Here is a 13,836-nt window from a genome sequence, read left to right as displayed (position 1 = left end):
TGAAAGTGTGAAAGAGGAAAAAACAATGGAAAATAAAAAAGCCGTTGTCCACGATGGTTGGGACGAATTCGCCTCGAAGAAAATTTACCATTCGCGTGGCAAAAAGATCGGTATCGGCCGGTCACTAGGATTCGGTGTTTTTTCGATGTTCAGTATTTCCATGCAGGGACTGGTTGGTGCATGGCTACTGTTCTTCTATACCACGTTTTGCGGTTTGTCAGCAGGCCAAGGTGCGACCATTTTCCTGATTGGCCGTGTTGCTGATGCGATTGCTTCTCTGGTTATGGGTAATATTTCCGATAACATTTACAAGTTCAAGATTGGCCGGAGGTTTGGTCGGCGTCATATCTTCATTCTAGCTGCAGCGCCCTCCGTATTATTCGCGATTACGCTCTGGGTTGCCGGAATGAGTTACTGGTACTATCTGATTACTTATGTGATTACTACGATTTTAATGTCAGTGCTCCAGATTCCTTGGGAAACACTGCCAAACGAGATGACCAAGGATTATAACGAGCGGACAACGATGTCAACTGTCCGGATGGTCATTGCCGGTTTGGGCAACATGTTAACCCAATTCGTTCCTGCTCAGTTGTTCCGGTTCTATCCAAAAACCTCACCGGTACCATATCTGATTATGCAAGTGATGTTCTCGGTTGTAACCTTTTTCTTGATCGTCATTACTTATAAAACTACTTGGGAACACTTTGTCACTAAAAAGGAAGCCAAGAAATTACAAGCTCAAGCACTTGAAGATAATGGCGGCAAGAAGAGTTCGCTCAAGTCGGAACTTCGTAACTACTTCTCCACATTTAGAATTAAAAGTTTCCGGACGCACATGGGCATTTATCTGAGTTCTTACTTTGCTGCTATTGTTTGGTCCACTACGTTTGTTTATTACATCGTCTTTGTGGTTGGCAAAACAACAAGTGTTTCCGGGATGTTGCAATCGTTGAGTATCGTCTCGGTGCCAGTTACGATTTTAGCGGGTTATATTGTTACAAAGATTTCACCGCGAGCTCTATACCTGTTCGGTTATTCGCTGATTTTGATCAGTGCTATTGACTGGGCGTTCATCGGCTTAGCCAAACCAGCAGGGGTCATGATCTGGTTGATTGTTGGTACCCTGCTTTATGAAATTGGTTTGTATATTCTCTACTTTGTTCCGTGGAATGTCTTTCCATTCATTCCTGATGTTGATACTTTGGTTACAGGAAAGAATCGTGCCGGACTATTTGCCTCGGTCATGGTCTTCATCAACCAAATCAGCCAAGGTTTAGCTTCAGTGATTGTGGGTTATATGCTTGATTTTTCCGGCTTCCGTCAATCCACAAGCGGTGCGGTTTCACAGCCGGCAAGTGCCACCAACATGATCTTATTCATTGTTTCTGGCGGCGTTGGTATTATGATCATCATTGCAATGTTATTTGCAAGTCGGTTCCACCTCAGCAAGAAGACATTCAATGTTTTGGCTGCTGAATTAACCCGTTTGCAAAAAGGTGGCAGTATGAAAGATGTCAAACCCGACACCAAACGGATTTGCGAACAGTTGACCGGTGTGCCATATGATTCCATTGAATTCTGGCGTCGCAACGATCAACAGCCAACAACACCGAATGATTCATCAACTAAAGCTTAATAGGATTTGAAGTTGGCATCCTTTAAGGAGGTGGTGTTGTCCAGCAGAAGCCATTTTTCGAGCTCATTGAATTCGCTTAAATCGTTATCGATGCCTAACAACTTTCACTCCCATGGTTGTTGGACATTTTTTGTGAGTGAGCGCGAGCCGGCGCGCTTAGAAGCCGGAGTATAAGTGGCCTTGGTCGCAATGGCCCGGGCTTAGGCCATTGCGACCAAGGTCCTTATACGCAGGCTTTTGCGCCGGGGAGCGCGTTATAGAACGCGACAGTCGAAGTCCAATTTACCCAAAATAGAACAACCCCACTCATCAACGCCACACAACAACCAAACAGAAAGGAAACCCAACATGCAAGATCCCCTTAATAAAAAAATGTTATACGCTTTTGGAACCAGTATCGTCGAAGGCCATGCTGCCCACGAAAGTTTTGTCGATGACATCGCCAGAGCCCACCACATGATCTATCACAAGTACGCCATTAATGGTGCCACGATGCGCGTGGTGCCCAATGAGGATCCAGTCATCAACATTGTTCATCAAGTCGAGCAGGCACCCAAAATAGTACCGGACTTGATCGTGTTTGACGGTATCGCTAATGACGCTTATGCCAGTGTGACTGATGATCCGAAAGTTCTTGGCAGCATCAGTACCGGATTTGCCGATGAGCTGGACACGGCTACTTATTGCGGTGCGTTCGAGACAGTATGCCGCATGTTATTGACCAAATACCAAGGGGCGCATCCGCTTTACATCACCACCCATAAAACGCCGGCGCGCACATTGGCGACTCAAGAAAAACTACATGACGTTTCACTTGCGATTTGCCGCAAATGGAGCATTCCTGTCGTGGACCTCTACACACAAAGCGGGTTTAACGCCTTTATTCCGGCTTATCAACATGATTATTCCTATGACAAAGTTGACGCTGACGGGCATAATCGCAATGCCGTTGGTGGAACGGGAACGCATCCTAATGCTGATGGATATCGGTTGTTTTACGAGCCGCGGATTACTGCGGCACTTGCAGCGATGTGTTAAGTCAGCGGTTAAAAACGATTAAAACACAGAGACGCCTTTTAAATGCCGGCCAGCATTTAAAAGGCGTCTTTACTATAGATTGATTTTAAAACAAACCGTGAAGAAGAAAGCGTGTCAGTAAAAAACTCATGAAGATAACTGCGCTGGGGATGGCCTGACGTCGCGTTAAACTCACAACCGTCCATGCAAGCCATTCTACCACCCAGACCACGATACTGATCCAAACAACGCGATTGGCGCATAAGATAAGGACATAGCCTTTGAGCGCGAGGAAAGGCAAAAAATAGCGCCAGGCCAACCGCCAGTAACTCGCGACAATTGGTTTAAACCGCGGCGTGCGTATGTGGACTAAAGTTTGAATTTCCCGGTATTCGGTTTGCGGCATGACCCAGGATAGATAGTCAAAAAAGAAACTTCCTGCGCTGACAAACATTAGTAGAAGCGGTTTTTGTTGATAGGCTACCAGCAAACTAGCCAGTTGTTGTGGTGAAAGCTGCGGAAATGAAGCAGGCACAGCCATGAAAACGAGTAAAATGACCAGGAAGTAAGCGGTGAAAATTAAGCCCTTACGCATTGGCAAGTTGCCCGTCTTTTAGGACTAAGGACTGATCATAATCGAGACCGGCGACGTGGTCATGACTTGCCACGATCACGGTTTTTTGCTCATGTTTTAGGGTTGTCATCAAATTGATGAACTGGTGGATACTGTCTGGATCAAGGCCGCGAGTGGGTTCATCAAGCAAGATGACCGTCTGATTTTCCATGATCGCTTGAATGATCCCGACCTTTTGGCGCATGCCGACTGAATATTTGCTGACTGGTTGGCGGCTGGCAGGATCTAAGTGGAACTGGGTTAATAATGCCTTAATACGATCGGCGTCAAAGCGATGATTCAATTCGGCTAGGAAGCGCAAATTTGTCATCACATTTTCGAATTCCAAAAATCCTGGGTTTTCAATTAAGGCACCGATAACGTCATCAGGATCGTGTTTGACGGTACCGTGATCTGCAGTTAGAAGGCCAGTAATAATTTTAAATAAAGTTGACTTTCCCGAACCGTTCTCACCGGCAATATGAATGAGTTCGCCAGGCTCAGCCTGAAGCGAAACATCGGTCAAAACGGGGGTGTGCTTAAACGCTTTGGCAAGATGGTTGATTTTCAACATGTGGCTTTCCTCCTTAGCCTTCGTATAGATGGTGAATTGCGCGATATACCGGATCGTAAATCGGACTGTACATGATCAATAGGACCTTCATTTCCAGCAAATAGTGGTAGGCGAAATTTCCCAGTAACGCAAGGGTCAAAATAGCTCCGACATGCCGATGCTGATAAGCAGCAGCGATCATAATCGCTAAGATGGCAATGAGTAAGAAACGCAGCAGTAAAATGAGGCTGCCGATCATTGCCGACCCGTCAATAAATGGGTTAATGCCACTGAAAACAAAAGTGACGGTGTAAATTGCAAAATAAAAAGTCGATTCAGTTAAAAGCATGAAGATGAGGTATCGTTGAATTTTTTCTGACTGCTGTCTGATCCCGACAAGTGGCGCAATTGGCTGGCATTGGGAAATTTGCCACGTGAAAAAGACTAACAAGAATGATTGTGAAATCAGAACCGGAAGATTGGATCGAATCAAGCTACCGATGATGTCTTTATGGGAATGATTCATTAATAAGCAAGTAACACAACTGGCAAAAGCCAACACCGCTACGACTAAAACTTGCCATTGGGGGATAAGCTTTACTTGTTTGCGCGTTAATTGCATCTTACTCAGCAACCTTCCTTCTTTTAAGCCATAACTGCATGACTAACCAGCTCATGCCAGCATACGCTAAAGCTGCCAAGAGAAAACTAATATAAACATTCGGTTGGTGATTTTGGAAAATATTAAGGCGAATTTGCCCAGGCGCGATTAAGGTTGGCAGAAAGATCACATAAAGAACGTGCGATACGATAAGATTTAAATTGCCGAGCAGTGCGATGCCGGTAATGAGGCCAATGCCAAGCACCGCACCGAGGACAATATAGATGCTATTTTTACGAACAAATAAGCCAATCGCAAAAATGAAGATTGCATAAATGCCCCAGCCAATGCTGGATAAAAGTACGAAGATGGCAAAGCTTAATAATGTGTTGTCATCGAAAGGACCATTACCAAATCGTGCGATTTTTGGCAAAACGACATTTGATGGTAGACGTCCTGCTGCAATGATGATGACAGTCAATTCATACAGCTTGGTGATGATTGAAAGCCCAAACGCGCTTAAAAAAGATGCGATCACGGCACGTTTGAGAAAAGCGGTATAGCCGATACGCTGTTGAACCATGTAAAAAGCGCGATTGTTTTTGATGTAAATAAATAAAAAAGCACCTGCACCTGTTAACAACATCATTGTTAGACTATCGAAAAGGACAGAGCTTTGTGAACCACCGAACTGCATATACAAAAAATCTGTTAAAGGTGTGTCACCGTGAATGCCGACGCCTAGGTTACTAGTAACGACCTGTACAGCAACCCACGTCACGACTGCGAAGTAAGCAATCAGCATAAACCCCACTATCTTCTTGCCGTTAGTTAAATACATGTCATCGCCTCTTTATAAAAAAAGGGCACACATGGTCTGCGGTCGGCCCTGTCAAGTTGACAGATGAAATAATATAAAATTTTGGTAGCTTTTAGACGGCCTTATTCCAGTATTCTTCTGGGGTAAGGCCGTCTCTTTGTCCTGAACGGTTTTCGTGATTGAAATAGTGGATCCCGTCTTCAACGAGCTTGACGAATTCCTTGTAAGTCTTTGCCATTGGATGACGATCCATCCACCGCAGTTTAAACTCGTTCCACCAGCGCTCTATCGGTGCGTTGTCATAGGGCGTTCCCGGCCGTGACATACTTCGTGTGACTTCAAATTGGTTGAGGTAGCGGTTGAATGCCTTGGATGTATAGGCGGAACCACGATCAGTATGAATGAGCGGATGGACGTTGCCAGCGCGAGTGAAAGCGCGCTGGAAGACCTGAATCTCGGCAGCGGTTGTTTCGGTTGCACTCAGGTTGTAAGCCAACAGATTGCGGCCATAGAGGTCAAGAACGCCACTGAGGCGCATCTTGTACTCGCCGTTGATACCGTATTTCAACTCGGTTGAGTCGGCTAGCCAGACTTGATTAGGGCGTTCCACGTAGAAGCATTGATTGAGCACATTGTCTTGCAGGTACTGTTCAGATTGCTTGACGCGCCTATGCCGTTTTTGGCGGATCTGACATCGAATGCCAAGCTCGCGCATGACGCGACGAACTTGTTTGATCGTGACCGGAAAGTCAATCAGCTCATCTTGTTGTAAGTTGATCAGGAGATTCCCAGCACCAATGCCTTGGTGATGAAAATCAAACCAATATTGAGTCCGCTCCTTAAGCCGTCGATCGTGGGCCTCCCACACTGTTTCCTCCCGCCTTAAGCCTTTGTAATAAGCTTGACGGCTGATGCCAATAACGTCCAATAACTTTGTGACAGCGCCATGTTGGCCTTGACTAACTTCTTCGATGGCACGGTAAGCTTGTCGGTGTTGTTTGATCACTCCTTGTGCTGGATTTCCAGTAATTTTTTTACAAAGGCCTCCACTAGCTCTTTGTCCTTGAGCTCAGCTTCTAGTTGACGAATGCGCAGTTTGGCCTTGTCTAATTCGGTTAGATCACGCTTGTCTTTGTGGTGACCACGGTTATCTACCAGCGCCTCATAACCGCCTTCGCGAGCCTTGATCACCCAAGACCGTGCCTGTTGATAAGACACATCAAAATGGGCTGCCGCTTCAGTATAGGAGTGCTTACCCTTAGTGACATATTCAACGACTTTAATGCGTTCTTCGAAGGTGGTTGTACGACTCATGGTGGGGACCTGCTTTCTAGACGGTGAAGCCGTCAAAGATTGATGATCCCTATTATACATGGCTATCCATCTTTGCAATTGTGTTGATGAGCGCAGACCAAATTGCATCGTGACTTCGGCTAATGACCCTTCACCACTGAGATAAGCAAGTACTGCTTCAAGCTTTTGTTCCTTGGTATAATGTTGATTCTTTCGAGCTTCCTCTAATCCCTTAATCCCATCGCGTTCATAGCGCGCCTGCCAACGTTGTAATGTACGATCACCAAGACCGTGTTGACGGGAGAAACTACTGATACTTATATTCGAATGTCTGAACTCCTCCAATATGAGTAACTTTTCTTGAGCTGTATGCTTAGATCTGGGCATAGAAAATCCCTCCATGATCATCAGATGAATTATGATATTTCATCTGACAACCATAAAGGGATTATCGCAGTCTGCGCCCTCTTGGATTTTGTGGTTGGTTTATAATTCGTCAGCACTAAAATGTAGTTTTACCGTTGACTGGTTTGGTTCATAGTATTGTGAACGAACATCAGCATAGTAACTGTAACCAGCTAGTCCACTGTTATTATCAGCATGCGAGGTTGAATTGACATACAGCCCCACCTGGTCTGATCGGAACTCACCAGCATTATTAATAAGACGCACATTATAGCCGAGACTATTAGGCAGTGCATCTCCATTAAATGATGCAACATTCGAATTGGTCTGTTTAACATTAGCCGACCCAAACTCGCTCCAGTCGCCATACGCAGACACACGTTCTTGGGATATTGTCCAATACCCCCCAGCAGCAGAAACCGTGGTCGCGCCTGTCAGAGCAAATAAAGCCAGACCAGTTACGAATGTTTTTGTCCAGACGCTTTTAAAAAGATACTTCTTCATGTGGAAATCTTCCTTTAAAAGTGGCAAAAGTGATATATCAGCATGGCCAAAGAATACCGGAAAGCGATTGTACCGTCAAGATAAAATAAACAAAAAGATTAAAAACAACAAATAAAAGTTTCAAATAAGCGGCACATCCGTTTTTTAACTATCAAGCGAATCATGGTATTTAGTGATGAAATCTCCTCTAAGTTGAATTGACTTGTAGTCGATGTATTGGGATTTGCAAACGTATAAATTATTACAACGAGTTAATTCTTCGGGCTTGAAATGTAAAATTAATCTAGTTATTAAAAATAACTGAATTTATAAAGGCCATTTGCTTAAATTTGTCAGAATTAATATAGACCAATTTGACGTGTAGTGCCATAATCGAGCTTGAAGGTTACTGAAACTCAATCTGAAGACCCGCATAAGCAATCAATAGTACGTATTTTCCAGCTCGATTATTCGGTATTGCAGCTGTCTTTCCTCCTGCATTATCTCAACGAAAAAAGCCCTGACACACTTCAGGACTTTCGATAAATATCTAACGTTGAATTAAGACCGCAACTGATGGGCAATCGTCCGAAACTCACCCGGCGTCAAGTGTTCCTGCCGTTTAAACGCCCGAATCATGTAGGTTTCGGAATGAAACCCTGATTGGCGGGCAATTTGGGAAAGCGGTAAATCAGGTTGTTCAATGAGTAGCTGTTTGGCCTGAATGACCCGATAGATCGTCAAAAGCCGACGTGGCGTGGTTTGGTACAAATCATGAAACGTTTGGAGCATGTATTGCACACTGTAGTTGGTCATTTCGGCCAGATGCTCGTTTGTCAGGTTTTCTTGAAAATGTTGTTGCAACAGGTTCAGTGTTTGTTCAGCCAGCGCTTGCTTGTTCGCATCTGATTTTAAACGCGCGGTGTAAGGTTTTAATTTGGTTAAAAAGTTTTGGACAATCGCGGCATTCTGATCGTCTTGATAGCGATGTGTCTGTTGATAACGCGTATGTTCATGAATGAAGCCTAGTACTTCTGTTCCTAGTACCGGAAAGAAAAGCGTGTTGGCGGTTTGCAGGCCAGGGATGAGATCATCGAGAATCGTTCCGCTGAAACTAAGATAGCTCGTCTGCCAAAGCGACGTTACTGGATGATAAGCGTAACTCGTATTCAGATTAATCAAAATGCCTTGCCCCGGGCGCAAATTAATTTGCTGATCGCCGATGGTCAGTTCGCCTTCACCAATATCACTTTGTAACCATTGGTAATCGCCGCTGCCCTCAGGTCGGGCTATCGCTGACTGAGCCCAGTTAAATCCGATTTTATTAAGCGTGAATGGTTGCTTGCTAGCATGATATGTAATGACGGCTTTTGGATGCTTGTTTGTGGGATGGTCAATATGATAGCCAGTGATGGTCACACGATTACCATTGCTGCCATAACGGCGGCGCGCTTTATCATACCAATCGCCGTGTGCACCGAGCGCTTCGATGGTTAGTTCATAGTGACCAAGTGGTTCTGTTGGTGACCGGTAGCACGGTGCATCCTCATGCAGGAGGCTGTAAAAATCCGTGTACACTTGAGTTTTGACTTGGCCAGCTTCATCACGTAACGTTATTTTGGCAAAACCGCCGTGCGTACCAGTTTGTCCGGTCATCGTAATGCCCGTGCCATGGAATTTGAGCGTCATCCTAGCGTCATTGGTCTGTCCGGTCCAAGCCAGTGGGGTCAACGTCAGCGGCTGTTCGCGTTGCTGGTACCAGTCCCACGCAGGCCAGTAATGGGGAACGGACAATGTGGTTTCATGAACACTCAAAGGTAACCAGACGTGAGTGCTATTTTCCAGTTGCGGGTAAGTATGGCGATCACCTAAGTACAAAGGAACGGTACCCTTGGCAGTGGGCAGAAGCGCGACATCGGCAGTTTGGGAGTTATACGTCAGCGTTCCCGGCGGACAAAATGGGCCATGTGCTGTCCATGGGCCGGTTAATTGGTCGGCAGAAAAATAAACGTTGTCGTTGTGCTCCCAGCTGGTCTTTTGGGATGCCAACAAGAAATAATGATCATGAAAGCGAAACATCGCCGGTGCTTCGGTTCCGGGTGCGATGTTGCTGATGATTTTGGCCTCCGCGGTTGTACCGTCAGCTGCTAACCGATAGATATCGCCTTCATGTGTTAGCAAATAATTCGTACCATCATCGTCGGTGAAACTGCCAATATGCCACATACGAATGGATTGGTTGTTGAGAAGCAGTGGACCCTTAAAAGTGAACGTGTCGGTTAGCTGATCAGCCGTGGCATACGCGACAACCGGATCGAAAGTACGTTCATCATCGGTGTGCATGAGCATGATGTACTGACCGGTTTGGGCGCGGACAACCTTCACCCGATCGCCGACTCGATGCGGCCCTAATAGACCAGACGGCTGAACCGGCAAAGCAAGTCCCGTGAAGGTCCAGTTTTCTAGATCGGTTGAAACATAGCGCGAGAATCCGGCGAATTCCGTCGATTCCGCTTGCCGATATTCACCGAATAAATAAAACTTGCCACTTTCCTGAATCAAACAACCGCCAACAGCATTAACGACTTGCTGGTGTTGATCATACCAAGGAACCCCATTGAAAATGGTTGGCATTGACGCAACCTCCTTGTCTTGACGAATCCCCACTGCACCAATCATAACAGACGTCATGAATGATATGCTACGTCGCTTATGGGAAAACTCGCGGAAGAACATGGCGGTTTGTCAGCGAAGATGTTGGCAGTGGATGATGCACACAAAAAAACTGAAGTCCGCGTTTTGGGACTCCAGTTCGCTCAAAAAATATTAAGATTAATTGTTTTGGCTAGATGATTGGGCATTATCAGAACTTGTGGTTGGTGCAGAGCTGCTGGTGCTTGAGGAAGAACTTGTCTTACTGCTGCTGCCACTGTCACCATTTGGGCCCCATGTCCACTGATAAGAACCATCACTCATCGTTACGGATTTTACCGTCATATCATCAACAGACTTACCTTGAACTTTGATGGCTGCGACAGCGTCATCATAAGTCTTATACAGGCCACCACTGAGAACCGTCGTCATCGGTTCCAAGCTACTAGAAGCAGTCGGAGCAGATGATGGTTGCGGCTGATTGTCTGACTTGCTTGAGGAACTGCTACTTGTCGCCGCGGAGGAGGACTGATCGGTTTGGTTTGACTGACTGGCGCTGCTGGTCGGTGCCTGACTAGATGAGTTATCCTTCTTGCCGACGCCACTCGCCGGTTCCGAACTGGTGGTAGTTGCGTCTTGTTTTTGCGTGCTTTGACCGCTTGATGTCGTGTTACCCAGCGCAACGTTCGAGTCGTTGCTTTCCTGTGACTTACGGGCAACTTGAACTAATGGCAAAACATTCTTGGCAAAGTCCTGGTTCTCGACATTTTCAACAGCGTTAACGGCTAAGTCGACACTACTACTGCTGAGGTCGGACTTAGGGTGCTGCAGGTTTTGATCCTTATAGAGTTTCTGAATCTGGGAAATTGCCAGCGACTTTCTGTAAAGTTGACTGACTGATTGCTGGTAATCAGCAGCAAATTCAGGCTTAGTCGACGCAATGGCCTTGTAAGCCTTATTGGCCTGCGAACCATCTTGGGCAATTTGCGCCAGATTGCTGCTCTGAGCCTTCGTGGTTTCTTCAATCGTCAGCATGTAACTGGCTGCATCAGCGTCTTGTTTATCTTTCAGAATCGTTTTCTTTTGCTTGCGATCATCAACATTGTTGGCCAGTTGCTTCAACTTTTCTTGAGTTGAAGTTACCGCGGCCCTAGACAAATGTTTAGCTGGAAAAGTTCGCTTTGCGGATGTGTATAGTTGATTGGTTTGTTGCGTTGCCGCTTGAACCGCGTGTTGCGCAAATGAGGTATCGATCGTGCTCCGCATCCCGTAGAAAACGGTCAGGTACCCAGCGATCAAGGTGCCGACCAGGATTTGGAAAATATGTTTCTGTTTCATTGATGCCACCTCCAATAACCTAATGGTACGGGCTGGACTTAACAGGACCATTGCAAACAGGTCACGAATTGAATCTTTTTTGTTACACATTAATATATTCGTAATATAAGGGGTTTACTAAATGAATGCAACCCCTGCCAAACCGAAAAGACGCCGCGGTGACGATAACAGCAACAATGAGCGCCGATTAAGATTATTTTTGCCTGTTTGGTTATTTAATGACGAGATGCTTGACAAATAACCGAGCAGTCGGTTAACGTTGGTGTCAATCAAATAAACCGTTCATGCAAACCTTTGAAGTGGAGATCAAGCTGATGGTGCACGCACAGAGAGCCGGCGATGCTGAGAGTCCGGCCGAACGCAAGTCAGTAAATGGACCACTGAGGGTTCCCCCGAAAGATCATCGAGTACGGGGAAACGTGTTGGCATACGTCAGTTGTCGCCGGGGTGTTGGCCCCGGGCTAAGCGTGATCATCAACTGCCAAGGGCAAAAACCCTAGGCGCAGTCTCATGATCAAACTAAGGTGGCACCGCGGGAAACCGTCCTTAACAAGAATGTTTGTTATGGACGGTTTTTTTGTGAGCGTGAACTGGCGCGCTTAGGAGCCGGAGTGTAAGTGGCCTTGGTCGCAATGGCCCGGGCTTAGGCCATTGCGACCAAGGTCCTTACACGCAGGCTCCTGCGCCAGTGAACGCGTTATGGAGTGCAACAGCATCGGCCAAATTTCCCTTTCTCCAACTCCAACGCCAAGCCCTCCAACCAAAAATACTCTCACGAGGTGGCACAAAATGAAAAAGTATAACTCCCTGGGACTAACCTGCATAACCCTAACCTTGCTCCTAGCCGCATGCGGCCAATCAACCAAAGCGGCAACTAACCAACGTACCCTAAACGTTGCCGTCAGCACCGAGGCCAGCTCCCTTGATCCGGCCCACGCAGTCGATGCAACCAGCGGCGCCATCCTGCAGCAAATCATGACGCCATTGTATGACCATGACAAATCCGGCAAAATCATTCCGGCCATGGCCACTAAGGTCGTGAAACCAACCGACAATGGTAAAACCTACACGCTCACACTGCGCAAAGATGTCAAATGGAGTGATGGCACCCCGGTAACGGCCAAGGATTTTGTCTATTCACTCAAGCGAATTGTGGATCCAAAAACCAAAACCGAATTCGCCTACCAGTATGACGCCATTGCCAATTATCAGGATATCGTGGATGGTAAAAAGTCGCCCGATACGCTTGGCGTTTCCGCTCCAAGTAAATATGTCCTGAAAATCCAACTCAGTCAGCCGACGCCCTATTTTTCCAGTCAGATGACCGGTTATTACCCGACCAATGAAGCAGCGGTTAAACGCTATGGCAAGAAATTCGGTTCAAGCGCCGACAAAATTGTGACGAACGGCGCGTACAAAATTAAAAACTTCAGCACCACCAGTGATAGCTGGGACTATGTGAAAGATCCAAACTTCTACGCGGCTAAAACCGTCAAGATCAATCACGTTCACGTCAATGTTTTGAAAGATTCCAGTACAGTCGACAACCTTTTTGCGACTGGCAAGTTAGACGATGCGCCGCTATCTGGCAACTTGATTCAAAAAGAAGCGCAAAACCCAGCCTTGACGAAGACACCGGCCGCCAATATGAACTATCTGCAACTCAATACCAAAAATCCGCAGCTTAATAATGTGAACTTACGCCGTGCCATTTCGGCTGCACTCGATCGGCAGGCGCTTACAAGGAAAGTTCTGCAGGATGGCTCCCAACCGGCCAAAGCCTTTGTACCTAAGGGCCTTAAAACCAATCCGACGACCGGCAAAGACTTTACTGAAGATGCCAAGACGCCGCTGACATATTCGCCAACCAAGGCCAAAGCGTATCTCAAGACGGCATTGAAGGAGCTGAACACTGATAGTATCAGTTTCTCGATTCTCACTTCTGATGTCGATACAGATAAGCAGGTCGGTGAATACATTCAGAGCCAGCTAACCAAGGTATTGCCACAGCTGAAGGTCACAGTCAGCAGCCTGCCAAAAATGACGCGCATTCAGCGATCGCTTGATGGCAAGTTTGACGCGGTCTTGATGGGCTGGAACTCAACGATTCAGGATCCGTCAGATTATCTGAACACGGCGACGGCGGATAACATTTCGAACTTTTCGAAGTTTAGCGATGAGCAATTCACCGCGTTGATGAAAAAGGTCAACACCACCACGGGTCAAAGTGCCACCGCCCGCTATCAGCAAGAACTAGCCGCTAATGCCCGCGTGATTGACGTAGCTGGCTACATTCCGGTCTTCCAAAGTGCCAATAGTCGCTTGATCAACACTAAGGTCGGCGGCTTGCACTACAGCATGTTGCAACCGGCCGAATATCGCTATGCGTATTTCAAATAAGGTAATAAGAAAGCAGGCTTGA

At 46.4% G+C, this 13,836-nt stretch carries 12 protein-coding genes; 3 read left to right on the top strand and 9 right to left on the bottom strand.

Annotation, left to right across the window (positions count from 1 at the left end; all coding sequences use genetic code 11):
• Window positions 1-25: 25 nt before the first annotated feature.
• Together LACZS1_RS13500 and LACZS1_RS13495 are read left to right on the top strand one after the other, a co-directional pair.
• Window positions 26-1,639, top strand: a complete 1,614-nt coding sequence (locus LACZS1_RS13500; RefSeq protein ID WP_306402872.1) for an MFS transporter — start codon at window positions 26-28, stop codon at window positions 1,637-1,639.
• Window positions 1,640-1,987: 348 nt separating this feature from the next.
• On the top strand, window positions 1,988-2,677 hold the full coding sequence (locus LACZS1_RS13495) for an SGNH/GDSL hydrolase family protein (RefSeq protein ID WP_070651552.1): 690 nt from the start codon (window positions 1,988-1,990) through the stop codon (window positions 2,675-2,677).
• 85 nt (window positions 2,678-2,762) lie between these two features.
• Here the strand turns inward: LACZS1_RS13495 and LACZS1_RS13490 are convergent, their stop codons facing one another.
• From LACZS1_RS13490 to LACZS1_RS13450, 9 genes are all read right to left on the bottom strand, one after another.
• Complete coding sequence (locus LACZS1_RS13490) at window positions 2,763-3,257, bottom strand: hypothetical protein (protein ID WP_143450880.1); 495 nt, start codon at window positions 3,255-3,257, stop codon at window positions 2,763-2,765.
• On the bottom strand, window positions 3,244-3,843 hold the full coding sequence (locus tag LACZS1_RS13485; protein WP_070651548.1) for an ATP-binding cassette domain-containing protein: 600 nt from the start codon (window positions 3,841-3,843) through the stop codon (window positions 3,244-3,246). The genes LACZS1_RS13490 and LACZS1_RS13485 overlap by 14 nt, the downstream gene beginning before the upstream one ends.
• A 13-nt stretch (window positions 3,844-3,856) precedes the next feature.
• Window positions 3,857-4,444 carry a hypothetical protein gene (locus LACZS1_RS13480; protein ID WP_070651545.1) on the bottom strand — a complete coding sequence of 196 codons (588 nt, stop codon included), beginning with the start codon at window positions 4,442-4,444 and terminating at the stop codon, window positions 3,857-3,859.
• A gap of 1 nt (window position 4,445) precedes the next feature.
• Window positions 4,446-5,264 (bottom strand): hypothetical protein, encoded by an 819-nt coding sequence (locus tag LACZS1_RS13475; protein ID WP_070651543.1) that lies wholly within the window; start codon window positions 5,262-5,264, stop codon window positions 4,446-4,448.
• Between the two features lie 91 nt (window positions 5,265-5,355).
• On the bottom strand, window positions 5,356-6,249 hold the full coding sequence (locus LACZS1_RS13470; RefSeq protein WP_070650228.1) for an IS3 family transposase: 894 nt from the start codon (window positions 6,247-6,249) through the stop codon (window positions 5,356-5,358).
• A complete protein-coding gene (locus LACZS1_RS13465; protein ID WP_070650229.1) occupies window positions 6,246-6,923 on the bottom strand; it encodes a helix-turn-helix domain-containing protein in 678 nt (225 codons plus the stop codon). Before LACZS1_RS13465 ends, LACZS1_RS13470 begins: the two co-directional genes overlap by 4 nt.
• A gap of 99 nt (window positions 6,924-7,022) precedes the next feature.
• Window positions 7,023-7,445 (bottom strand): choline-binding protein, encoded by a 423-nt coding sequence (locus tag LACZS1_RS13460; protein WP_070651129.1) that lies wholly within the window; start codon window positions 7,443-7,445, stop codon window positions 7,023-7,025.
• A 540-nt stretch (window positions 7,446-7,985) separates the two neighbouring features.
• Window positions 7,986-10,058, bottom strand: a complete 2,073-nt coding sequence (locus tag LACZS1_RS13455; protein WP_093997780.1) for a helix-turn-helix domain-containing protein — start codon at window positions 10,056-10,058, stop codon at window positions 7,986-7,988.
• 198 nt (window positions 10,059-10,256) lie between these two features.
• Window positions 10,257-11,414 carry a FliK family flagellar hook-length control protein gene (locus LACZS1_RS13450; protein ID WP_070651133.1) on the bottom strand — a complete coding sequence of 386 codons (1,158 nt, stop codon included), beginning with the start codon at window positions 11,412-11,414 and terminating at the stop codon, window positions 10,257-10,259.
• Between the two features lie 789 nt (window positions 11,415-12,203).
• Between LACZS1_RS13450 and LACZS1_RS13445 the strand changes: the two genes are divergently transcribed.
• Window positions 12,204-13,814 carry a peptide ABC transporter substrate-binding protein gene (locus LACZS1_RS13445; RefSeq protein WP_070651135.1) on the top strand — a complete coding sequence of 537 codons (1,611 nt, stop codon included), beginning with the start codon at window positions 12,204-12,206 and terminating at the stop codon, window positions 13,812-13,814.
• The last annotated feature ends 22 nt before the right edge of the window (window positions 13,815-13,836 follow it).

This window comes from Lacticaseibacillus zeae subsp. silagei (assembly GCF_030770335.1).
GTDB classification, from domain to species: domain Bacteria; phylum Bacillota; class Bacilli; order Lactobacillales; family Lactobacillaceae; genus Lacticaseibacillus; species Lacticaseibacillus zeae.
Note: the sequence above shows the minus strand (reverse complement) of the source record. Positions and strands in the feature narration are given on the sequence as shown.

Excerpts from the sequence above, each read along its gene's own strand:
- LACZS1_RS13500 (WP_306402872.1), top strand. The coding sequence starts at position 26 with ATGGAAAATAAAAAAGCCGTTGTCCACGATGGTTGGGACGAATTCGCC.
- LACZS1_RS13495 (WP_070651552.1), top strand. The coding sequence starts at position 1,988 with ATGCAAGATCCCCTTAATAAAAAAATGTTATACGCTTTTGGAACCAGT.
- LACZS1_RS13485 (WP_070651548.1), bottom strand. The coding sequence starts at position 3,843 with ATGTTGAAAATCAACCATCTTGCCAAAGCGTTTAAGCACACCCCCGTT.
- LACZS1_RS13480 (WP_070651545.1), bottom strand. The coding sequence starts at position 4,444 with ATGCAATTAACGCGCAAACAAGTAAAGCTTATCCCCCAATGGCAAGTT.
- LACZS1_RS13475 (WP_070651543.1), bottom strand. The coding sequence starts at position 5,264 with ATGTATTTAACTAACGGCAAGAAGATAGTGGGGTTTATGCTGATTGCT.
- LACZS1_RS13465 (WP_070650229.1), bottom strand. The coding sequence starts at position 6,923 with ATGCCCAGATCTAAGCATACAGCTCAAGAAAAGTTACTCATATTGGAG.
- LACZS1_RS13460 (WP_070651129.1), bottom strand. The coding sequence starts at position 7,445 with ATGAAGAAGTATCTTTTTAAAAGCGTCTGGACAAAAACATTCGTAACT.
- LACZS1_RS13455 (WP_093997780.1), bottom strand. The coding sequence starts at position 10,058 with ATGCCAACCATTTTCAATGGGGTTCCTTGGTATGATCAACACCAGCAA.
- LACZS1_RS13450 (WP_070651133.1), bottom strand. The coding sequence starts at position 11,414 with ATGAAACAGAAACATATTTTCCAAATCCTGGTCGGCACCTTGATCGCT.
- LACZS1_RS13445 (WP_070651135.1), top strand. The coding sequence starts at position 12,204 with ATGAAAAAGTATAACTCCCTGGGACTAACCTGCATAACCCTAACCTTG.